Source organism: Accumulibacter sp., from assembly GCF_036625275.1.
GTDB lineage: Bacteria > Pseudomonadota > Gammaproteobacteria > Burkholderiales > Rhodocyclaceae > Accumulibacter.
Genome location: NZ_JAZKUD010000017.1, coordinates 1 through 20,751 on the forward strand (window position 1 = coordinate 1; position 20,751 = coordinate 20,751).

General features: G+C 61.1%; 19 protein-coding genes, 1 tRNA gene and 1 pseudogene. 13 read left to right on the forward strand and 8 right to left on the reverse strand.

The genetic code is table 11. The features are described from left to right. Positions 1-191: 191 nt before the first annotated feature. The 7 genes from V5B39_RS08330 to V5B39_RS08360 all read left to right on the forward strand — a co-directional run bounded on the left by V5B39_RS08330 (position 192) and on the right by V5B39_RS08360 (position 5,390). A complete protein-coding gene (locus tag V5B39_RS08330; protein WP_332342432.1) occupies positions 192-419 on the forward strand; it encodes a helix-turn-helix domain-containing protein in 228 nt (75 codons plus the stop codon). Positions 420-592: 173 nt separating this feature from the next. Then, a complete protein-coding gene (locus tag V5B39_RS08335) occupies positions 593-892 on the forward strand; it encodes a helix-turn-helix domain-containing protein (RefSeq protein ID WP_332342433.1) in 300 nt (99 codons plus the stop codon). Then, positions 885-1,757 (forward strand): toprim domain-containing protein, encoded by an 873-nt coding sequence (locus tag V5B39_RS08340; RefSeq protein WP_332342434.1) that lies wholly within the window; start codon positions 885-887, stop codon positions 1,755-1,757. The genes V5B39_RS08335 and V5B39_RS08340 overlap by 8 nt, the downstream gene beginning before the upstream one ends. After that, positions 1,754-3,667: a DUF927 domain-containing protein gene (locus V5B39_RS08345; protein ID WP_332342435.1), complete on the forward strand. Its 1,914-nt coding sequence runs from the start codon at positions 1,754-1,756 to the stop codon at positions 3,665-3,667. Before V5B39_RS08340 ends, V5B39_RS08345 begins: the two co-directional genes overlap by 4 nt. 242 nt (positions 3,668-3,909) lie before the next feature. Then, complete coding sequence (locus V5B39_RS08350; protein WP_332342436.1) at positions 3,910-4,260, forward strand: hypothetical protein; 351 nt, start codon at positions 3,910-3,912, stop codon at positions 4,258-4,260. Continuing rightward, positions 4,257-4,724: a hypothetical protein gene (locus V5B39_RS08355; protein WP_332342437.1), complete on the forward strand. Its 468-nt coding sequence runs from the start codon at positions 4,257-4,259 to the stop codon at positions 4,722-4,724. The genes V5B39_RS08350 and V5B39_RS08355 overlap by 4 nt, the downstream gene beginning before the upstream one ends. Positions 4,725-4,748: 24 nt before the next feature. Next, a complete protein-coding gene (locus tag V5B39_RS08360) occupies positions 4,749-5,390 on the forward strand; it encodes a hypothetical protein (RefSeq protein WP_332342438.1) in 642 nt (213 codons plus the stop codon). A gap of 145 nt (positions 5,391-5,535) precedes the next feature. Here the strand turns inward: V5B39_RS08360 and V5B39_RS22165 are convergent. The 6 genes and pseudogenes from V5B39_RS22165 to uvrA all read right to left on the reverse strand — a co-directional run. Continuing rightward, positions 5,536-5,625: pseudogene (locus V5B39_RS22165) on the reverse strand (PEP-CTERM sorting domain-containing protein); the annotation flags it as partial. Positions 5,626-5,698: 73 nt separating this feature from the next. Further along, positions 5,699-6,700 carry an HAF repeat-containing protein gene (locus V5B39_RS08370; RefSeq protein ID WP_332342439.1) on the reverse strand — a complete coding sequence of 334 codons (1,002 nt, stop codon included), beginning with the start codon at positions 6,698-6,700 and terminating at the stop codon, positions 5,699-5,701. 136 nt (positions 6,701-6,836) lie between these two features. Continuing rightward, positions 6,837-6,912: transfer RNA gene (locus V5B39_RS08375), tRNA-Ala, on the reverse strand. Between the two features lie 97 nt (positions 6,913-7,009). Continuing rightward, a complete protein-coding gene (locus V5B39_RS08380; RefSeq protein WP_332342440.1) occupies positions 7,010-7,606 on the reverse strand; it encodes a hypothetical protein in 597 nt (198 codons plus the stop codon). Between the two features lie 114 nt (positions 7,607-7,720). Further along, positions 7,721-8,065, reverse strand: coding sequence for an HU family DNA-binding protein (locus V5B39_RS08385; RefSeq protein WP_332342441.1), 345 nt, complete (start codon positions 8,063-8,065; stop codon positions 7,721-7,723). A gap of 164 nt (positions 8,066-8,229) precedes the next feature. Beyond that, positions 8,230-11,115, reverse strand: a complete 2,886-nt coding sequence (gene uvrA / locus V5B39_RS08390) for an excinuclease ABC subunit UvrA (RefSeq protein ID WP_332342488.1) — start codon at positions 11,113-11,115, stop codon at positions 8,230-8,232. 78 nt (positions 11,116-11,193) lie between these two features. On the opposite strand from uvrA, the gene V5B39_RS08395 reads away from it, so the two are divergent. Further along, the gene (locus tag V5B39_RS08395; protein WP_332342442.1) at positions 11,194-12,405 is read left to right on the forward strand and encodes an MFS transporter; all 1,212 of its coding nucleotides are present in this window, start codon (positions 11,194-11,196) and stop codon (positions 12,403-12,405) included. 73 nt (positions 12,406-12,478) lie between these two features. Beyond that, positions 12,479-12,952 (forward strand): single-stranded DNA-binding protein, encoded by a 474-nt coding sequence (gene ssb / locus V5B39_RS08400; RefSeq protein WP_332342443.1) that lies wholly within the window; start codon positions 12,479-12,481, stop codon positions 12,950-12,952. 306 nt (positions 12,953-13,258) lie between these two features. Here the strand turns inward: ssb and V5B39_RS08405 are convergent, their stop codons facing one another. Next, positions 13,259-15,625, reverse strand: a complete 2,367-nt coding sequence (locus tag V5B39_RS08405) for a methyl-accepting chemotaxis protein (protein WP_332342444.1) — start codon at positions 15,623-15,625, stop codon at positions 13,259-13,261. Between the two features lie 259 nt (positions 15,626-15,884). Here V5B39_RS08405 and V5B39_RS08410 point away from each other — a divergent pair, with 259 nt between their 5' ends. Next, positions 15,885-16,523, forward strand: coding sequence for an FMN-binding negative transcriptional regulator (locus V5B39_RS08410; protein WP_332342445.1), 639 nt, complete (start codon positions 15,885-15,887; stop codon positions 16,521-16,523). A gap of 406 nt (positions 16,524-16,929) precedes the next feature. On the opposite strand, the gene V5B39_RS08415 is transcribed toward V5B39_RS08410, so the two are convergent. After that, positions 16,930-17,637: an FCD domain-containing protein gene (locus V5B39_RS08415; protein ID WP_332342446.1), complete on the reverse strand. Its 708-nt coding sequence runs from the start codon at positions 17,635-17,637 to the stop codon at positions 16,930-16,932. A 218-nt stretch (positions 17,638-17,855) separates the two neighbouring features. Here V5B39_RS08415 and V5B39_RS08420 point away from each other — a divergent pair, with 218 nt between their 5' ends. The 3 genes from V5B39_RS08420 to V5B39_RS08430 are packed head-to-tail and all read left to right on the forward strand — an operon-like array spanning position 17,856 to position 20,751. Next, entirely contained in the window at positions 17,856-18,638 is a 783-nt protein-coding gene (locus V5B39_RS08420) for a (Fe-S)-binding protein (protein ID WP_332342447.1), read from the forward strand. Beyond that, positions 18,635-19,315, forward strand: a complete 681-nt coding sequence (locus V5B39_RS08425) for a LutC/YkgG family protein (RefSeq protein ID WP_332342448.1) — start codon at positions 18,635-18,637, stop codon at positions 19,313-19,315. The genes V5B39_RS08420 and V5B39_RS08425 overlap by 4 nt, the downstream gene beginning before the upstream one ends. Beyond that, positions 19,312-20,751, forward strand: a complete 1,440-nt coding sequence (locus V5B39_RS08430) for a LutB/LldF family L-lactate oxidation iron-sulfur protein (protein ID WP_332342449.1) — start codon at positions 19,312-19,314, stop codon at positions 20,749-20,751. Before V5B39_RS08425 ends, V5B39_RS08430 begins: the two co-directional genes overlap by 4 nt.

Here is a 20,751-nt window from a genome sequence, read left to right on the forward strand (position 1 = left end):
GCCTGTGGGCCGCCAGTATCGGGTAGATCGCCTCCCATTCTTCGTCGCTGATTTCGAGCCGGTTCACCATCGCCAAAAGGCTTTAACCTTCGCAGTAAACGGTGCTTGTGTCAACAGAACCTAGTCTTCGCTCCATGAACTGCGCTGTGCAGTTCTGAACTGCCTCGTGTGGTTCCCCACTGGAGCGAATGATGACAAGCAAAAACCTCTGCAACCTGATTGCCGCAGGCGCTGACCTGCTTGACGAGCAAGCGGCGGCGCAACTGCTGACCGTGGCACCCGGCACGCTTGGCGTTTGGCGCAGTACCGGCCGCTACAACCTACCCTTCCTGAAAGTCGGCCGGGCCGTGCGCTACCGGCGTGCCGATCTGCTTGCCTGGCTGGAAAAGCGCACCCGCGAAACCGGCGCGACGGCCTGAACCATGGCGACGGCCAGCAAAAAGCCGTGGCAGGCGGGCAACCTGCGCACGGCTTCAAAGACATTCGACCGCCCGAATCATAACCCGAACAGCATCCTGTCAGGCGGATTCTTCGCCAAGCCAAGCCGCATCGGCCGGCGACCAAAACGCGGTTGGCAAAGAGGGGGGCGAGCATGAGCAACGCAAATCACGTCAGGCCACCGATGGTCACCGGGCAGTGCGCCGAAGTCCTGCACTTGCTGCGCACGCTTCAGCCCGTGGCATCCTTCACCCTGACGGCTGACCATGCCATCCCCGAAACGGCGGCGCGCATTCACGAATTGCGGGGCAAGGGGTTCAACATCCTGACGGTGATCGAGCCGGAGTTTGAATTCCGTGGTGTCATCCGGCGCAATGTCGCGCTGTACTCGATGGGTACACCGGAATGGCCGGCGCCTGGCTTCCTTGACGATCAAGGGGGCGGCGATGAATGACCCACTCCAAGAATTCCGCGAAGCGATGCGCCTGGCCGGGCTGCTTCCCTCTGAAGCGATCGAGGCGGACGGGCTGCTGCATCGCTTCCATGCCGATGGCGACCGGAGCGGAACCCGCAACGGCTGGTACTGCCTGCACACCGATGGCCGGGCCGCGGGCATCTTCGGCAGTTGGAAAACCGGATTCCGTTCGACCTGGGCGGCGGACGGCAAGCGCCTGAACGATGCTGAACATGAAGCTTTCGCCGAACTGATACGGGCGGCGCGGACGAAAGCGCAAGCCGAACGGCGGGCCGAACACGAGGCGCGGGCAATCGAGGCGCGGGCGATCTGGGCGGCGGCGGGTACTGCCAACCCGACACACCCCTACCTGATCGCCAAGGGCGTACAGGCGCACGACTTGCGGCAAGCCGGCTGGGCGCTGGTGGTTCCCCTGTTCGACATTCACGGGATGCTGTGGAATGTGCAGCGAATCATGCCCGATGGCGACAAGCGATTCCGGCCGGGCCGGGCCGGCGGGCTGTTCTCGCCAATCGGTGATCTGACGGACCCGGCGCTGCTGCTGATCTGCGAAGGCTGGGCGACCGGCGCGACGCTGTTCGAGGAATCCGGGCACCCGGTGTTGTGCGCGATGAACGCCGGCAACCTGCTGCCGGTGGCGAAGGCGGCGCGCGCTGCCTGGCCAGCTGCGGAGTTGCTGATCTGCGCGGACAACGATCGCAAGACAGAAGGCAACCCCGGCTTGACGGCGGCGCGGGCGGCGGCGAAGGAAACCGGCGCGCGGCTGGCGGTTCCCGAGTTTCCCGAAGGCGCGGCCGGATCTGACTTCAACGACCTGGCGAACCTGCGGAGGGCGGCGCGATGAATGATGAACTTCTCGACGCTTTACCGAATTGCGGCGTATCAGGAGTATCAGGGGTGCAAGCCAGTATTGGCCGGGCTTCCGCTGATACCCCGGCTGAAACTGATGGAGTATCAGGGGTATCAGGGCTGTCTGATCTGCTCGCCAGTGCGGTGGAACCAGGCGAAGGCGAGGCGCAACAGGAGATAATCAAGCCCGTACCCGCGGAAGATCGCCCTTGCTTTCGAGTCTACGACGGATGGGCGACGCTCGACACCGGGCGCAAGTTGAGGCCGGGCGTTTGGCTTCATGCCATGAGCGCACCCAAGAAAGAAGAGCCGTCCGTTCCAGTGGATACCTGGATATGCGGGCCGCTGTACGTTGAAGCGCAAACCTTCGACGGTTCCAGCAACAATTTCGGGCGGCTGCTGCGCTTCAAGAATACGGCGGGCCGCTGGCGAGATTGGGCCATGCCGATGGAACTGTTGCGCGGATCGGGCGAGGAACTGCGCGGCGAACTGCTTGCTATGGGGCTGGAAATCGACCCGAAAGGGCGTTTTACGCTGGCACTCTACCTGCAAGAGCGACCGCCAAAAAAGAAGGTGCGTTGCGCCCTTCAAGTGGGCTGGTGCGGCGCGGTATTCGTTCTGCCCGATGCGGTAATCGGGCCAGATGCGGCGGGCGTGATTTTCCAATCCGGCGAACGCGGGCACGAGGAACACGGGCAGAAAGGCACGCTCGACGGCTGGCGGGCAGAGGTTGCGGCGCGCGCCGTCGGCAATCCCCTGTTCGCCCTGGGCTTGTCGGCTGCCTTTGCCGGGCCGCTGCTGGCGCGCTGCAATGCTGAAGGCGGCGGGCTGCACTTCGTTGGCGATTCGAGCACCGGCAAAACCACGATTCTGGAAGCGGCGGCTTCCGTGTGGGGCGGGGCGAACTACCGGCGCAGTTGGCGGGCAACGGCCAACGGCATGGAAGGGGCGGCGGTACTGTTCAATGATTGCCTGCTCGCCCTCGATGAAATCAGCGAATGCGACCCGCGCGAGGTCGGCAACATCGTTTATTCGCTGGGCAACGGGCGGGGCAAGCAACGGGCAAGCCGAACCGGCGCGGCGCGGCCGGTGACTCGCTGGCAGGCTTTCATTGTCTCGACCGGCGAACGCACTATTGCCACGACGATGGCCGAAGGCGGGTACAGATCGAAGGCCGGGCAATCGGTTCGACTGCTCGACATTCCAACGGCGCGGCAGCATGGATGCTTCGATGTGCTGCACGATCACGCCAGCGGGGCGGCGCTGTCGGATGCGATCAAGCGGGCTGCGGTCACGCACTACGGGCGACCGGGCCGGGCGTTCCTGGAGCGGCTGACGCACGATCAACGCGACTTCGCGGCGCGGCTGGAGATCCTGAAGGGCTTGCCGGACTTCAACCGCCAAGATTTCGAGGGGCAAGACAAGCGGGCGGCGGGCCGGTTCGCGCTGCTCGCGCTGGCCGGCGAACTGGCGACCGAGTACGGGCTGACCGGCTGGCCGGAAGGCGAAGCGGTCAAAGCGGCGGTGATCGGGTTCAATGCCTGGCGATCCCTGCGCGGGCGGGGCAACGACGAGCGGCGGCAAATCCTGCAACGGGTTTCCGACTTCATCGAACGGCATGGCGACGGGCGCTTTTCCGATGCGGACGGAACCCGCGAAAGCCAAACACGCGACCGGGCCGGCTGGTGGCGCGATACCCCAGACGGGCGGCTTTACCTCTTCACGACGGAAGGAATGAACGACGCATTGAAAGGCTTCGACTTTCGGCGGGCGCTTGATGAACTGGAAGCGTGCGGAGTGCTTCCCAAGCCGGGCGCGGACGGCAGGCGGGCACGCTTCGTGCGCATCGGTGGGCGTGGAATGAAACTCTACCCGATCAATGCGGACAAGCTGACAGAGGGCTAAACATGGGCCTTGATGATCTGCTCGCCAAGCTGAAACGCGAAGCTGATACCCCTGATACCCCAGAATACCCCGGCGGGGTATCAGTGAAACCCTTGCCATTGCTGGGCTGCACCCCTGATACCCCTGATACCCCACAAAACAGCAATGCGGGAGAGAAAGCCGAACCGGGACACTCAAGACGGGCGGAAACCGGAAAAAGTCTCACGCGACCTTACCTTGCAGGGGGTTCAGGGGTATCAGGGGTGCAAGCCAGTATTGGCAAGGCTTGCGCTGAAACCCCTGGCGGCAATCATGGGGTATCAGGGGTATCAGCAAGAGGCGAATTGCCGACCCTTGCCGCCGAACCGATCGAGCGCACCGGCGACGACCCCGACGAGCGGCGATTCTGTACGCAATGCCTGAACCTGCGCGGCGGTGCGTGCATCATCGCCAAGCCGGGCGGGCTGGTGTCGGCAATCGTCGGCTATCGGCCGGCACTGCCCGAGATGCTGCAACGCTGCGCGGGCTACTCGCCGAATGCCGATGACCCAGACCAACGACCTGGCCACGAACGCTGGCCGGGACTGAGCAATTACCCCAAGGGGGCGAAATGACGACGAAGCGCAAGCAAGAATCTTTCATCCGCGGTACGGCAGCGCATCGGCGCACCGAAAGCGATTACATGGGGACGCTGCTCGAAACCGTAACTCTGGACGATTGGCGGGACGTGGTAGCGGGCGCACTGCAAGCGGCGAAGGGCGGTGACCCCGCGGCGCGGGCCTGGCTGGGTCAATATCTCGTCGGCAAGCCAGAGACAAAGGCGCCAAGCGCGTTGACCGTCGTCGTTCAGCAATGGAGCGGGGGCGATCCGCTGGCCGAAAGGTTGGCGAAGCCGATCATTCACCGGGCGAAATACCCAACGATGCACGAAAACGACGCCTTGGAAGACACCATCAGGACCATGATTACCGCAGAATTGACGCAAAAATTGCCCGCACCGGAAACTGCCGAAAAGCCAGCAACGGCGGGCGATTCCAGTGAATCGGCGGTGGTGATACCGATGCAACTTGCCAAATGATTTCGGAAAATCTGCGAGGCGACGATGGGCGGATACGGTAGCGGGCGACAGTGGGGAAAGGCCACGACGAGCGGCAGCTATCCGCTTGACGTGCGGCATCTGCAACGGGCTGGACTGCTGACACAGGGCCAGTGCTTCAGCTTGAACTGGTCACGCAACGGTGAACAAGTGGCATCGATCCAAGCGCGGCCGGAAGATGATCGCGTGACCCTGAACTATCGCCACAAGACTGGCGGCGCAGACTGGCAGGCGATGGATTACCCGGTACGGTTGGAATGGACGGCTTGCACCCTGGGCGGCCGGCGGGCGTGGTTTCGCTGCCCTGCGAACGGATGCGGCCGGCGCGTGGCGCTGCTGTACCTGGGCGGCGCCGGCATCTTCGCCTGTCGACATTGCCACCGGCTGGCGTATGCCTGCCAACGGGAAACCGTAGACGATCGAGCCATGCGGCGGGCCGACAACATCCGTGAACGGCTGGGCTGGCCGGCTGGCATTGCGAACCCCAACGGCGGCAAGCCCAAGGGGATGCACTGGCGGACCTTTGAACGGCTGAAAGCGAAGCATGATTCATCCGTCAGGGTAGTACTGGCGGGAATGACGAAGTGGATTGACTTGACGAATCGGCGACTTGCTGGCGTCCATGATGCTCTAAATAGAAACGCTTGAGCGGTGGCGGTTGTCCGATATGCTGGTACTGGTTCTGGAGTCGCTCGACCTGGTACTGTAGATCGCCAAAGTGTTGGAGAACGTAGTCCGGAAAAGACAAACTTCGCCAGAGTAAGGTGGATCAGATTCTTGAAGCAAATACGGCTTACGCGGCCTGTTTCTTGCGCCGGTCGATGACTCCGATGAGGCCAAGTCCAGCGACCATCAAGGCATAGGTTTCAGGCTCGTAGACGGCGAAATTCGGTTCGGGTACGGCGGAAATCAGGTACGCGTGTCCGTCGACGGCGTTAGCAATAATCTGCCCGTGGTCATTGTCGTACTGCGGTATGAAAATAATTCCAACCCCTACCGGGAAGTGTCAACAGCGAATTAAGGTCGGTCATGCCGACCCCATTCGGGCCGGTGATGAAGGCATGACGAGGACCAAGGGGACCAGGAGGAGGGCCGTTGCCGCTGAAAGTTGAATATGCGGTTCCTACCACCTGCCCGAAGGAGTTGATGCCGTAGGCAATGGTTACTGAGGAACTGCCAAGTGTCCCGAGATCGGTCATACCGATCCCATTCGGGCCGGTAATAAAGGCATGAGAGTCGCCGCTGAGTGTACGCACCGTGCCTATCACTTGCCCGGATGCGTTAATGCCATTAGCATTGCTAGATGAACCACCAAGTGTCCCGAGGTCGGTCATGCCGACCCCATTTGGGCCGGTGATGAAGGCATGGAAAGCGTTACCTGTTTGTGCACTCCCCACCACTTGCCCGGAGGAGTTGATGCCGCGAGCTATGCTAGATGAACCACCAAGTGTCCCGAGATCGGTCATACCGATCCCATTCGGGCCGGTGATGAAGGCATGAGAGTCGCCGTTCAGTGTGGTTGCGATCCCCACCACTTGCCCGGATGCGTTAATGCCATTAGCATTGCTAGATGAACCACCAAGTGTCCCGAGATCGGTCATACCGACCCCATTCGGGCCGGTGATGAAGGCATGAGAGTCGCCGTTCAGTGTGGTTGCATACCCTACCACCTGCCCGAAGGCATTGACACTGGTGGCACGACTGAATGAACCACCAAGTGTCCCGAGGTCGGTCATGCCGACCCCATTCGGGCCGGTAATAAAGGCATGAGCGGAGGGTGTAAACGCCGTCCCCACCACCTGCTCGGATGCGTTGATGCCGGTGGCAGGACCGTCAAGGGTAGATCCGCCGAAGGTCCCGAGATCCAGGGCAGACCAAGTCAAGGCGCTGGTCGAGGTGGAAAGAACGAGCCCAACGCTCAGTGCGGCAACCAGGGTCAAAGAACGGCGAGTAGTCATCGAAAAAGACCCCGGAGGATACAGATTGGCGACTATGATTTTCCCGGAAAAACCTGTCGAAGCGCGGCAAATGTAACCCCGGCGTAACCCCGGCAAAAAACAAAAAGGGCAAGATTTTGCTAACTATTTGATTTCTTGGTGGAGACAGGCGGGATCGAACCGCCGACCTTCTGATTGCGAACCAGACGCTCTCCCAGCTGAGCTATGCCCCCAAATACGCTTGCATTCTATTCTGCACGATTTTCTGCGTCAATCCCGTGGATCGCCAAGGGATTGCGATTCCTCCGATCGTGCGGCGGAAAGAAGAGTTTATTTTTTTGCCTTGGCAGGCACAACCGCGACAGCAACCGCTTCAGCAAAGATGCCCTCCACCTGATCTCCCTTGCTGATCAGTTTGAGTTGTTCCGGGTCCCGGATCTTCAGGGTAACCGTCTTCTTCGCGCGTCGTAGCGTCACGGTCCGCTTCTTGAGATCAACCTGTTGCACATCGGCAATAAAGGCAACCTCCTTCGCCTCATAGGCTGCCGGTTTCTGGCCGGCAGCCGCCGAGCCCTGCTGCGAACTGTCGATACGCTCGCGAAGCGCGCCGCCGCCCTTCTTGAGCGTCATCATCAGTTCCTGGGTGTAAGTGGTAACGACCTGGTCACCAGTCTTGATCTGGTCGAAATTCTTGATCTCATCGCCGGCAATGACCTTCATCTGTTCGCCCTTGGCGTTCTTGAGAACGATGCTGCGCGAGGCCTTGTCGATGGACTCTACGACCAGGGTTGCTCTGGCTTCAAGCAGACCGGCGAACTGACCAGGACCGACGGCGGCCATGACTTCGGCGACGGCAGGTTGCTGCGCGGATACGGCAAGTGGCGAAAGGATCAGGGCGACTGCAGCCAGTGCGGCACATATACGCATTGAGGACTCCGATAGTGGGAAATGTAAATGTTTAGTGGGAAATGTTGCGAAGATGGGTGGATCATACTGCTACAGGCCTGCTGACTTCAACGGGTTCCCGAACCCGTTGACAAGTTACTCGTCCTTACCTGCAACCCTGGCCTTGAAGGTTGCGCCGGCGGCGAACTTCGGAACGACGGTTTGCGGGATCAGAATTTTTGCACCAGTCTTCGGATTCTTGCCTTCCCGTGAAGCGCGCTCGCTCGCCTTGAAGGAACCAAAACCAACCAGGGTCACTGCTTCGCCCTGAGCAACCGATTCAACGATAGTCTCGATTACAGCATCCAGCGCTTTTGCCGATGCGACCTTTGACAGGTCGGTACGAGCAGCAATGGCATCAATCATTTCAGACTTGTTCATAGTATCTCCTCTGGTAATGAAGGGTATTCCTTTGGCCGAATTCTGGCATTTAACGGCCATCTAGGGAAGGGTAGGGTCAAGATTGGAAGGCTGTAATTCTGGCATGGATTCCATCGCCGCAAACAAGTTTCTGTGCTTGCCGACGGCAGACAGCGCATCACGAAGGTGAATGGCTTGGTGGAACGACTTCCGTCTGGCACCCAGCAAATGTCGTGGCTGCCCGTTCAGCGGTCGGTTTCGCCGGAGTTCGAAGCTTTCGCTATGGTGCTGACCTGGCGGTAACGCGTGAGCAGCAGATTCAGAAAGCGGCCACTATGGCTGGCCGGCACCATGGCAAGCTGCTCCGGGGTGCCGACTGCAAGGATGCGGCCGCCGCCGGCGCCACCTTCGGGGCCGAGGTCGACCAGCCAGTCGGCCGTCTTGATGACATCAAGATTGTGCTCGATGACCACCACGGTGTTGCCGTGGTCAACCAGGCGATGGAGCACCGTCAGCAGCATCTCGATGTCCTGGAAATGCAGCCCGGTCGTTGGTTCGTCGAGAATGTACAGGGTTCTGCCGGTGTCGCGTTTCGACAGCTCGAGCGCCAGCTTGACGCGTTGTGCCTCACCGCCCGACAACGTGGTGGCCGCCTGGCCCAGGGTGATATAGCTGAGACCGACATCGACCAATGTCTGCAGCTTGCGGGCCACCACCGGTACGGCGTCAAAGAAGTCGCGCGCGACCTCGACTGTCATCTGCAGGATTTCGTGAATGTTTCTGCCCTTGTACTGGACTTCCAGCGTCTCGCGGTTATAACGCTTGCCGTGGCAAACGTCGCAGGCGACGTAGATATCGGGCAGGAAGTGCATCTCGACCTTGATCACGCCGTCGCCCTGGCAGGCTTCGCAGCGACCGCCCTTGACGTTGAACGAAAAACGGCCCGGGCCGTAGCCACGCGAACGGGCTTCCGGAACACCCGCGAACAATTCGCGGATCGGCGTCAGCAAGCCCGTGTAGGTTGCCGGGTTGGAGCGCGGCGTTCGCCCGATCGGACTCTGATCGACGTTGATCACCTTGTCGAAATGTTCGAGGCCGACGATCCGGTCGTGCTCGGCCGGATCGGCCGACGATCCGTAGAGATGCCTGGCCGCGGCCGCGTACAGCGTGTCGTTGATCAGCGTCGATTTGCCTGAGCCGGAGACACCGGTGATGCAGGTGAACAGGCCGACCGGGATGTCGACACTGACGTTCGCGAGGTTGTTGCCGCGTGCGCCGACGATCTGCAGCAGGCGCGCGGTATCCGGCTGGCGTCGCTCGCCGTGCATGCCGATGCGTCGTCGCCCGGCCAGGTAGTCGCCGGTCAGTGAGGCCGGGTTGTCGATGATTGCCTGCGGTGTTCCTTCGGCAATGACATAGCCGCCATGCACGCCGGCGCCAGGGCCGATGTCGACCACGTAATCGGCGCTGCGGATGGCTTCCTCGTCGTGTTCGACGACGATCACCGTATTGCCGATGTCCCTGAGCTGTTTGAGAGTCTTCAACAGGCGTTCATTGTCGCGCTGATGCAGGCCGATCGAAGGTTCGTCCAGCACGTACATCACGCCGGTCAGCCCGGAACCGATTTGCGACGCCAGGCGGATGCGCTGTGCTTCTCCGCCCGAGAGCGTTTCTGCCGAGCGGTCGAGCGACAGGTAGTCGAGGCCGACGTTGATCAGGAATTGCAGGCGATTGCCGATTTCCTTGAGCACCTTCTCGGCGACCTGCGCCTTGTTGCCGGGAAGTTTCAGCGCCAGAAAATAGTCGCGTGCATCCTGCAATGGCTGACGACTGATTTCGTGCAGGGTACGTGCATGGTCTTTGCTGCCGATGCGTACGTGACGTGCTTCCTCGCGTAAACGGCTGCCCTGGCAGGTCGGGCAGGTCTGATTGCTGATCAATCGCGCCAGATCCTCACGAACGGCGAGTGAGTCGGTTTCCTTGTAACGGCGTTCGAGGTTAACCACGATGCCTTCAAAAGCATGCTCGCGCAGGGTCATCTGACCACGTTCGTTGACATAGTTGAACGGCACTTGCACGCGCCCCGAACCATAAAGCAGAATCTGCTGGACGTTCTCGGGCAGTTCGTTGAACGGAGTATCGATCGCAAAGGCATAGTATGCGGCGAGCGAGCAGAGCATCTGGAAGTAGAAGGGATTGCGCCGGTCCCAGCCGCGAATGGCGCCGGCAGCCAGAGACCGTTCCGGATGAGACACAATGCGTTTCGGATCAAAAAACTGGATGACGCCAAGGCCGTCGCACTTCGGGCAGGCACCCAGTGGGCTGTTGAACGAGAAAATCCGGGGTTCGAGTTCGGATAGCGAGTACGAACAGACCGGACAGGCAAACCGGGCAGAGAAGAAATGCTCGCGTTCGTTGTCCATCTCGTAGGCAATGGCGCGGCCATCGGCGTGGCGCAGCGCGGTTTCAAAAGACTCGGCAAGGCGCTGGCGGATGTCGTCACGAATCTTGAGCCGGTCAACGACCACGTCGACGCTGTGTTTGTGTGTCTTGGCGAGTTTGGGAACGGCATCGATCTCGTAAATCTGGCCGTCAATCCGCAGGCGGGCAAAACCCTGTGCCCGCAACTCGGCAATCAGCTCAAGCTGCTCGCCCTTGCGGTTGGTGACCACCGGTGCGAGGATCATCAGCCGGCTCCCCTCGGGCAAGGCCAGAACATGATCGACCATCTGCGATACCGTCTGCGCTTCGAGCGGCTGCTGGTGTTCGGGACAGTACGGCGTGCCGACGCGGGCGAAGAGCAGACGCAGGTAGTCGTGGATTTCGGTGACCGTGCCGACCGTCGAACGCGGATTGTGACTGGTCGCTTTCTGCTCGATCGAGATTGCCGGGGAAAGTCCCTCGATCAGATCGACCTCGGGTTTCTCCATACGCTGCAGAAACTGCCGCGCATAGGCCGACAATGACTCGACATAGCGGCGCTGTCCCTCGGCATAGAGGGTATCGAAAGCCAGCGAAGACTTCCCGGAACCTGAAAGACCGGTGATCACGATCAGTCGGTTGCGAGGCAGGTCGAGGTTGATGTTCTTCAGATTGTGCGTGCGTGCGCCGCGGATCCTGATCTCTCGCATCTCGTCCATGGGGGCTGACCTGAGGGGCTTGGGCAAACCTGTTAATATACGCAATTCCGAAGTCCGGCAGCAAATTCCATGTCCCTCCCCCATACCGACCGCATGAGCAGCCAGGAGAAACGCACCGGCATCAGTCTGGCGGCAGTTTTCGCCCTGCGCATGCTCGGCCTGTTCCTGATCCTGCCGGTGTTCTCGATCTACGCCAGGGAATTGCCTTCAGGGAATGACATGGCGCTGGTCGGCATCGCGCTCGGCGCCTATGGGCTGACCCAGGCCTGTCTGCAAATCGCCTTCGGGGCCGCGTCCGATCGTTTCGGGCGCAAACCGGTGATCGTCTTCGGGCTACTGCTTTTTGTTGCCGGCAGTTTCGTGGCCACGGTGGCCAACGACATCCATGGGATCATCGCCGGACGCGTACTCCAGGGTGCCGGAGCAATTTCGGCTGCGGTCACGGCACTCGCCGCCGATCTCACCCGCGAGCAGCATCTCACCAAGGTCATGGCGATGATCGGCTCGTCGATTGGTCTGGTGTTCGCCATTTCGATGGTCGGTGCACCACTGCTGTACGTGTCGGTCGGCATGCCTGGCATTTTTGCGCTGACCGGGATTCTGGCACTGCTGGCGGTGGTCGTCGTACTCAAGGTGGTGCCTGCAGCACCGAAGGTGCCACGGCAACCCGTGTGGCAGAGCTTTGTCGAAGTCCTGACGAATCGCCAGTTGCTGCGTCTGAACTTCGGCGTCTTCGCGCTGCACATGATGCTCACATCGATGTGGGTGTTGCTGCCGGTCAAACTGATCAGCACGGGAGGCCTGCCGGTTGCCGAACACTGGAAGGTGTATTTGCCGGCGCTACTGATTTCCTTCGTCATCATGGTCCCGGCGATCATTCTCGCTGAGCGATTCGCCCGCATGAAGCTGATCTTCAATGCTGCGATCGTGCTGCTGCTGGCGGTGCAGATGGGTTTCGGCCTGCTTGCCGGCGGACTCTACGGCCTGGCTTTCTGGCTGACGCTGTTCTTCGTTGCTTTCAATATCCTCGAAGCCACGCAGCCATCGCTGATTTCGCGGATTGCCCCGCCGCATGCCAAAGGCGCGGCACTCGGTGTGTACAATACCACGCAGTCCATGGGGCTGTTTCTCGGCGGCCTCATCGGCGGCATTCTGGCCAAGTATGCTGGCGCCGGCGCCGTCTGGCTGGCCGGAGCCGTGCTGTCCTTCGTCTGGCTTCTGCTCGGACTGACCATGTCGATGCCACCACCGCGCAGCCGGCCGGCACCGGTGCCGGCATAAGCCCCTATAATCGCGCTTATCGCCTGTCCGCTCATCTTTTCTCGTCCATCGTACACCAATTCTGGGAGGCAACATGGCTTCGGTCAATAAAGTGATTCTCGTCGGCAATCTGGGTGCTGATCCGGAAACCCGCTATCTGCCCAGCGGCGACGCCGTCTGCAACATCAGGATCGCAACCACCGATCGTATTCGCGACAAGACCTCGGGCGAGTACAAGGAGAGCACCGAGTGGCACCGCATCGTTTTTTTCGGCAAGCTCGCAGAAACGGCCGGCCAATACCTGAAAAAAGGCCGTCAGGTCTATGTGGAGGGGCGTATCCGGACCAATAAGTGGCAGGATAAGGAAGGTAACGAACGCTATACGACCGAGATCATTGGTAACGAAATGAAAATGCTCGGCAGCCGCGAAGGCATGGGTTCGCCGTCAGCCAGCGAAGGCGAATACGGAGGCAGCATGCCATCGGCGCCTGCTGCTGGCGCCAGCCGTCAGGCGCCGGCCAAGAAGACTCCGAGTTTTGAGGACATGGACGACGACATTCCGTTTTAATGTGAAAGTCGCGTCAGCGACTCACGAATCTCCCCCTCCCCACTCGCGGGGGAGGGGCCGGGGGGAGAGGGAAACGGTCATGACTTTCATGATCGGGGGTGCCTGGAAAAGTCATGACCGTTAGGCCTCTGCCTGCCATGAATCCTGTCTGGCTGCCCGAGCGAGCAAACTTCCCCTGACGACCAGTCCACCGCCACCATGTGAAAAGCGCATGAGTGACTGGTGCGGACTGGTTCCGACAGCACGGAATGAAAACCAGTGCACGAACCTTCAGGCTGGAGAGACGTCGTGTGGTGAACCAAAATTTCAGTGCTGGCTGGACTTGTTATAGTAGGCGAAGACGGTCTTCAGATGCTCCCGGTCGTGAGGCGACAGGTTCACGAATTCGATGCCACAGAGCAGACGTTCGTCGTGTTGTCGCTGCCACTTGATCTGCCCCTGCAAGGTCACTGGTTTCTGACTTCGATAGTGTTCGAGGCTCGGTTGCGGAAGATAAAGCGAGAAGCCCACCCGGGCATGTTCCGGCAAGGCGCGATTCAGTACCAGCCGCGCTCCGACGAGACTGAGATCCTGGGTCAGGCAGTCCTGACTGGCACCATCTGCAGTTTCCAGCCTGGCCAGTAACCCACGTTCCAAACGTGGGTAGCGTCGTTTCTCATGCACTCCCCGACTCGTGATGCTGGTATCGTGCCGGAAGCTGAAACCGGCCATGAGATCGTTCAGACCGCAAGAGACCTTGTGCAGATCGACCCCGATCACCGCGGTTGCCTCGACCTTGGTCGAACTCTCGCTGAGCGTGGCGAAGAGACTGTTCAGCGAGGCTTCGAGCTGTTCGAGCTGGGTCATTTGCCGCCGGCTGTCCGCAGCAATGGCGTCGTTGTTGCGTGCCGCGTCCGACACACCGTGCGCCATGGAACTCATCGCCTGGGCGGTTTCTGCCGCTACCCCCTGACTGCCGCTCACCCGATCGACAACGGCCGCCATGGCTTCGCGCAGATACTTGACCCGGCTGGTAATGGCCTCGACGATGTCGCCGACCTGGAGCGACGACGAGGTCGTACGCTCGGCCAGTTTGCGCACTTCGTCGGCCACGACCGCAAAACCGCGCCCCTGTTCGCCGGCACGCGCAGCCTCGATCGCCGCGTTCAGTGCCAGGAGATTGGTCTGTTCGGCGATCTCCCGGATCGTGTCGATGATGTGCGTGATCCGCTCGGCGGCCTTGGTCAGTTCGTTGACCTCGCCTGACGCGCGTGTGACTTCGTTGGTGGCGCTCGCCAGTTCGGCCATGTTCCTTTCCACCGAAACAACGCCATCCTGTGCTGCCTGCTCGACCTCGCGCGTCTTCCCGGCCGCCTCTTCCGCGCGTGACTTGACCTCGCGTGCAATGGCGGTCAGCGCATTCGTCGCTGTCGTCACTTCGGCCGAGCGTGATTCCTCCTGCCGGGTGACATCGGCAATACTCTGCGAAATGGTCGAGATCTGGAAAGCGGACTGTCCCATCTGCTTGCCGCTCTCTTCGATGTTGACGAGAATGCGCGACAGTTTTCCGTGCATCGTTTGCATGGCTGCCATCAGGCTCGTCTGATCGCTGCCAGCCACCTCGATGTCATGCGACAGATCGCCGTCGGCAATCTGTCGCGCAATCTGCACCGCCTGCTCGGGTTCGCCGCCGATCTGTCGCAGAATCTGGCGGATCAGGCGCATGCCGATCAACGAAGTCAGTACCAGAGCCAGCAGCGTCAGGCCGAGCGTGATCATCATGCTCAGCCGAGCCTCGGACAGCCGCGCCGCGGCCAGACCCAGCAGATCGCCGGCAAGGCCGTCCTCGACGGCTTTCAGCAGATTGATGCGCTCGGTTGCCTTGGCAAACCAGCTCCGGGCATCCATGCCAAGCGCCGGGCTGAGCATGTTGTCGATGGCAGTCTGCTTGATTCTGGCCACTTCGTCGACGGCCGCACCCGCTACCTTGTTCGAGAAATCAGCGGCCTGTTGCGGCGTCGCGTAGAGGCGAAAGACCGAAAACCAGGTCTGTTGCGCGGCGGAGATCGAAAGAAAACGGACCAACATCTCGGGCGTAAACCTGTCCGAGCCGAAGACGTTTGAAAGCGTTGCGCGCTCAATGCCAGCATACTCCTTGCCTTGCAACACGGCGTTGTAGGCACTGGCCGCACGCGCCACCTGGGGGTCGCTGGAAACCGAGGACGCCTGTCCGACCACCGCCAGCAGGCTGGCAATCGTTTTGCTGTAGTACGAAATGGCCTCGGAGCCACCGATCGCCAGAGCCGACACGGCGTTGCGCTTTGCCGGCAGATCGGCGAGTTGCTTGCCAATGTCGGCGAGATCGCCCTGCAACTTCTCCCCATATCTCGCGGCGGAAAAGCCGGTCAGTTGCTTGTCCAGCAGCGCCCGTTGCTTATCCACTTCGGCGCGCTGTATGGGAAGATCGTTACCAAAGTTGCTGCCCTTGCTGCCGATGAAACCGGCGCTCATCCCCCGCTCTTTCTGCATTTCATGAACCAGGCTGCCGATCGCGGCAGAAACTCCGGCCACTTCCTGGAGAGCCGTCATTTCCTGCGTCTGGCGTATCTTCTCGAGCGTCGTGCGCACCGAGAAAACGAGGAGGAAGAGCATGGGAACAAAAGTCAGTGCGAACAGTTTATGCTTGAGGCGCATCGGTCCTGTTTCCTGAGAGGGGCAATTCGAAGGGGTCAGAGGAGCATGGAGGGAACGGGTGCTTCAGTACGTCGTATCAATCCGTTTTGTCTCTGGGGAGAATCGGCGCAAGTATAGTTTCACGCATCAATCATCGTCAATTCGGGGGGCGGATGAATGTGGCGCCAAAGCTGTCGGCAACGAAGCAGGTTTGCCCCGTTATTCCACCCTTTTGGGTTCCGGCCTGGCCGGTTTGGAAACTCGTTGAGGCCCCAAGGCAATGTATGTACCCAAACACTTCGCAGAAAACCGACCGGAAGCGCTACATCGCGTAATCCGTGAGTATCCCCTCGGAATCCTGGTTCTGAACGGGGCCAATGGCCTCGACGCCAATCACCTTCCCTTCGAATTGAGCGAAGCGAATGGTCAACCTGTGCTGCTCGCCCACGTGGCAAGGGCTAACAGCCTGTGGCAAGAAGCGAGTGACGGAGACGAAGCGCTAGTCATCTTCCGAGCAGCCAGTGCCTACATTTCTCCGAACTGGTACCCCAGCAAACAGGAGTTCCACAAGCAGGTTCCCACCTGGAACTATCAAGCCGTCCACGTCCACGGAAAGATCAACATCCGCGATGACGAGAAATTTGTGCGAGCCGTAGTTGCACGGCTGACCCGAACTCATGAGACGCGCTCCGGACAGAACCGGCCTTGGAAGATGAGCGACTCCTCGAAAGACTACATCGACCAGATGATTGCAGCCGTCGTTGGAATCGAAATCAGGATCGAAAAAATTGTCGGCAAGTGGAAACTTAGCCAGAACAAGGAAGAAAGAGACCGCTCCACTGCTGCCACCGAGTTGGAGAAGCGCGGTGACAGCCTCACTTCCGCCGCCATGCTCGCAACCCTGCAATCCGGTGCCTGATGCCGCCCGACCCGCCCCTGGAGCGGACACCTCTGTGCTTCTCGCTCCGGCACTACTCAACGGCACATAGGAGCGCCATTTCACAACGCACAACGGAGTGCCGATATGAGAATCGATATCAAATTCGTCGCCCTGGGAGGCATGCTTTCCGTCTTCCACCAAGTCATGAAGTGACGGCCGCCGGTGGGCCGCTGTCACGGGAACGTAGCGCCCATGTCCGGGTACTCTATGACGAGATTCTCACCGAAGGCGAAGCCGCCAACCCACGCTCGCCACCGTCTGGCGCACGCGGGCGCACCAAGCAAAGCCACCAACCTGTCCAAGGGCACGTTTCCCAGCCACGCTTCGCTTGAAACCCAGCCGCACTCCCCGGAGCGGGTACCCGGGTAGTGACCAACGGGGTTGATCAACGCTCGCCGAGGCGTTGCCGGACATAGTGGATATGGGTTTGCGCAGCCAGCCGCGCGGCCTCGGGTCTGCGCTCGACGATCGCATGGTGAATGGCCTGATGCTGCTCCATCAGTTGCCGCCCGGTGTCGGGGTTGACCGCCATCTCCCGGAGGCTGCGCCGGACATGTTCGTGCAGCAGGCGCAGGACGCTGGCCAGAAGGTGTCCGTACAAGGCATTGTGTGCTGACTCGGCAACCGTCAGATGAAAAGCGACATCGGCAGCGACCTGCGCACTCCGGTCTGCGCCCAGATAGGCGGCGTCAAGGCGGGCGTAAGCTGCATCGAGACGTTGCAGGTCCGCGTCGGTGGCCCGCTGTGCGGCCAGCTCGGCTGCCGACGCCTCGAGCAAATGGCGGAACTCGAGCATGTCATCCTGCAGCGACGGGTGCTGATCGATCAATTGTTGCCAGGGATCCATGAAACTGGTGTCGAGCCGGTCGGTGACGTAGGTGCCGCCGCCGTGGCGACTGACCAGCAGCTCGCGCGAGACCAGTTGCTTGATCGCTTCCCGCAGTGACGGGCGGGAGACTCCCAGTTCCACCGCCAGTTCGCGTTCGGCCGGCAGGCGGTCGCCCGGTTTCAGCGAGCCCTCCAGAATGCGCGTCTCGAGTTGGTGGGCGATGGTGTCGGGGATGCGTGGCAGGTTGAGCTTGCTGTAGCCCATGCAGGTCGGTCGATAGGGAGGGTCTGCCCGGGATTATGGCAGGAATTCAGTGGTCTGACCAGTGATCCCGGTCAGGGCGGCCGATCGGCCAGACAGGCTTCGTTGGGCGATTCTCCGGCGCCGAGAGCTGCGCGGAGATTGACAAAACGCACGGGCCGTCTTAGAGTGCGAAAAATTGGTCTTACCACTTTTCCCTGACGCGACGAGAGGAGTCCACCATGGAAGAAACAGGCAGCCGCCAATACCCCGAAAAACCGGCCAGGGTCTATCTTTTTGGGACTTGTCTGGTCGATCTTTTCTGTCCGGAGGCCGGCATCGATACGGTTCGCCTGCTTGAACGCGAGGGAATCGAAGTCCATTTTCCTGCTGACCAGACCTGCTGTGGGCAACCGGCACACAGCAGCGGCTTTCCCGAGCAGACCCGTGCGGTGGCGCTGTCGCAGTTGCGCCTGTTTCCCGAAGCGTGGCCGGTGATCGTTCCTTCCGGTTCCTGCGCCGGCATGATGCGTCACCATTACCCCAAGATCTTCGCTGACGATGCGCGTCTCCTGTCCGAGGCCAGGGCACTGGCCGAGCGGATTTTCGAACTCTCCGAGTTTCTTCTGCATGTCGTCAAGATCCGGCTGATCGATCAGGGCGCCCCCGCGCGCGTGGCGTTACATACCTCCTGCGCCGCCCGCCGAGAGATGGGCACGCACCTGCATGCGCGCGCACTGCTGGGTCAATTGCCGGGAGTCGAGGTTGCCCTGCATGAACACGAATCCGAATGTTGTGGTTTCGGTGGCACCTTCTCGCTCAAACACCCGGCGATCTCGTCGGCGATGGCCAGCGACAAGGTCGATGCCATCCAGGAAACCGGTGCCCAGACCTTCGTGTCCGCAGACTGTGGCTGCATGCTCAACCTCAACCACACCCTGCAGAAACGTGGGGACAGCTTGCAGGGCCAGCATCTGGCCTCTTTCCTGTGGCAACGCAGCGCTGGCGAAAGGGGGCAGCGATGAGCGCGCGCGACCGTATCCTGCAACGCCTGTGCGCGGCAGCACCGGGCATCACCCCTCTGCCGCCCGATGTGCATGCCTTTCACGCCGCCAGTGACGCTGAGCAGCCGGCCAGCAGTCACGCCGCGCGTATCAAACTGTTCTGCGAGAAGATGGCTTTCTGGCACGGCGAAGTGGTGCCGGCGACGCACGCCAACTGGCCGCAAAAGCTGCGCGAACTCTGCGCGGCCAAAGGAGTCCGTTCGCTGCTGCACGCCGAGCCGCATGCAACGGTGCTGCAGGCCGCCGGGATCGGCGGGCTGAAACCTTATGACCGACCGGTCGAGGGGTGGAAAAGGGATCTCTTCGAGAATACCGACGCCAGCCTGACCTCGACGCGCGGCGGCATCGCCGAGACCGGCACGCTGATCATCTGGCCGGACGCCAGCGAACCGCGCCTGATGTCGCTGGTGCCACCGATCCATTTTGCGCTGCTGGATGCACGGCAGCTTTACGACAATCTTTTCGCGGCCATGACCGATCAGGGCTGGAGTGAGCACCTGCCGACCAATGCGCTGCTCGTCTCGGGCCCGTCGAAGACCGCCGACATCCAGGTGACGCTCGCTTATGGTGCGCATGGCCCGAAAGAATTGATCGTCCTGTTGCTGCTCGAAGAGGGCGAAAAGGAGGATCTGCAATGAACGCGACGCCACTACAGTTCGTTCCCGCCAGCGAATTCAAGCAGCGTGCCGCGACGGCGGTCGCCAACGAGCATCTGCGCCGCAGCTTCCGCGGCGCCATGGACTTTCTGATCGGCAAACGCGCAGCGCAATTCCCCGACGCCGCTCTGCTCGAACGCCAACGCGCGCTTGCCGAACACATTCGCAAGTACAGCCTGGCGCGGCTGCCCGACTTGCTCGAACAACTCGAGCGCAAGCTGACCGAGAACGGTGTGCAGGTGCATTGGGCCGAGAACGCAGAGCAGGCCAACCGGATCATCATCGACATCGCCCGGCGACATTCGACGAAGCTGATGGTCAAGGGCAAGTCGATGGTCAGCGAAGAGATCGAGCTCAATCACGCGATGGCCGATGCCGGCATGGAGGCCCTTGAGAGCGACATGGGCGAATACATCGTCCAGCTGGATGGCGAAAAACCCTCGCACATCATCATGCCGGCGATCCACAAGACAAAGGAAGAGATCGCCCGCCTGTTCGCTGCAAAAGTGCCGGGCGCCACTTACACCGATTCGGTCGATGAACTGATCGGTATCGGCCGCGCCGTCCTGCGCGAGAAGTTCATGACTGCCGAGATCGGCCTTTCGGGCGTGAACTTCGCCGTCGCCGAAACCGGCACCCTGTGCCTGGTCGAGAACGAGGGCAACGGCCGCATGTGCACCACCGTTCCCGACGTGCATATCGCCATTACCGGCATCGAAAAAGTCGTCGAGAAACTCGAACACGTGCCGCCGTTGTTTGGGCTGTTGACGCGCTCGGCGACCGGGCAGGCGATCACCACCTATTTCAATCTGATCAGCGGCCCGCGCAAACCGGGTGAAAAGGATGGGCCGCGCGAAATGCACCTGGTGCTGGTCGACAATGGCCGCACCCAGGCGTACCGCGACGAGCAGTTACGCTCGACGCTGCAGTGCATCCGTTGCGGCGCTTGCATGAATCACTGCCCGGTGTATACCCGCATTGGTGGCCACGCTTACGGCACCACCTATCCCGGTCCGATCGGCGAAATCCTCTCGCCGCACCTGCTGGGCCTGGCGGCCACCCATGTCCTGCCGACCGCTTCGAGCCTCTGCGGTGCCTGCGGCGAGGTCTGCCCGGTCAAGATTCCGATTCCCGATCTGCTGATTCGTTTGCGGGCGGAAGCACAGCACGACGTACCTCCCGGGCACACGCCCATGCTCGGCCAGGGCGCAGCAAAGAGCGGACTGATGGATGCCGTCTGGTCAGGCTGGGCGGCGCTGTATACTCGCCCGGCGCTGTATCGTGCTTTCGGCTGGCTGGCGACGCGTTTCCGCGCGCTGACGCCGCCGCTGCAGTCCGGCTGGACGGTCAGCCGCACGCCGCTCAAGCCGGCAAAGCGGACCTTGCACGAGCAGATGGCGGCCAGAGAAAGGCGCTGA

Coding starts and splice junctions, on each gene's coding strand:
- V5B39_RS08330 (WP_332342432.1), top strand. CDS start 192: ATGACAAGCAAAAACCTCTGCAACCTGATTGCCGCAGGCGCTGACCTG.
- V5B39_RS08335 (WP_332342433.1), top strand. CDS start 593: ATGAGCAACGCAAATCACGTCAGGCCACCGATGGTCACCGGGCAGTGC.
- V5B39_RS08340 (WP_332342434.1), top strand. CDS start 885: ATGAATGACCCACTCCAAGAATTCCGCGAAGCGATGCGCCTGGCCGGG.
- V5B39_RS08345 (WP_332342435.1), top strand. CDS start 1,754: ATGAATGATGAACTTCTCGACGCTTTACCGAATTGCGGCGTATCAGGA.
- V5B39_RS08355 (WP_332342437.1), top strand. CDS start 4,257: ATGACGACGAAGCGCAAGCAAGAATCTTTCATCCGCGGTACGGCAGCG.
- V5B39_RS08360 (WP_332342438.1), top strand. CDS start 4,749: ATGGGCGGATACGGTAGCGGGCGACAGTGGGGAAAGGCCACGACGAGC.
- V5B39_RS08370 (WP_332342439.1), bottom strand. CDS start 6,700: ATGACTACTCGCCGTTCTTTGACCCTGGTTGCCGCACTGAGCGTTGGG.
- V5B39_RS08380 (WP_332342440.1), bottom strand. CDS start 7,606: ATGCGTATATGTGCCGCACTGGCTGCAGTCGCCCTGATCCTTTCGCCA.
- V5B39_RS08385 (WP_332342441.1), bottom strand. CDS start 8,065: ATGGCCGTTAAATGCCAGAATTCGGCCAAAGGAATACCCTTCATTACC.
- uvrA (WP_332342488.1), bottom strand. CDS start 11,115: ATGCGAGAGATCAGGATCCGCGGCGCACGCACGCACAATCTGAAGAAC.
- V5B39_RS08395 (WP_332342442.1), top strand. CDS start 11,194: ATGTCCCTCCCCCATACCGACCGCATGAGCAGCCAGGAGAAACGCACC.
- ssb (WP_332342443.1), top strand. CDS start 12,479: ATGGCTTCGGTCAATAAAGTGATTCTCGTCGGCAATCTGGGTGCTGAT.
- V5B39_RS08405 (WP_332342444.1), bottom strand. CDS start 15,625: ATGCGCCTCAAGCATAAACTGTTCGCACTGACTTTTGTTCCCATGCTC.
- V5B39_RS08410 (WP_332342445.1), top strand. CDS start 15,885: ATGTATGTACCCAAACACTTCGCAGAAAACCGACCGGAAGCGCTACAT.
- V5B39_RS08415 (WP_332342446.1), bottom strand. CDS start 17,637: ATGGGCTACAGCAAGCTCAACCTGCCACGCATCCCCGACACCATCGCC.
- V5B39_RS08420 (WP_332342447.1), top strand. CDS start 17,856: ATGGAAGAAACAGGCAGCCGCCAATACCCCGAAAAACCGGCCAGGGTC.
- V5B39_RS08425 (WP_332342448.1), top strand. CDS start 18,635: ATGAGCGCGCGCGACCGTATCCTGCAACGCCTGTGCGCGGCAGCACCG.
- V5B39_RS08430 (WP_332342449.1), top strand. CDS start 19,312: ATGAACGCGACGCCACTACAGTTCGTTCCCGCCAGCGAATTCAAGCAG.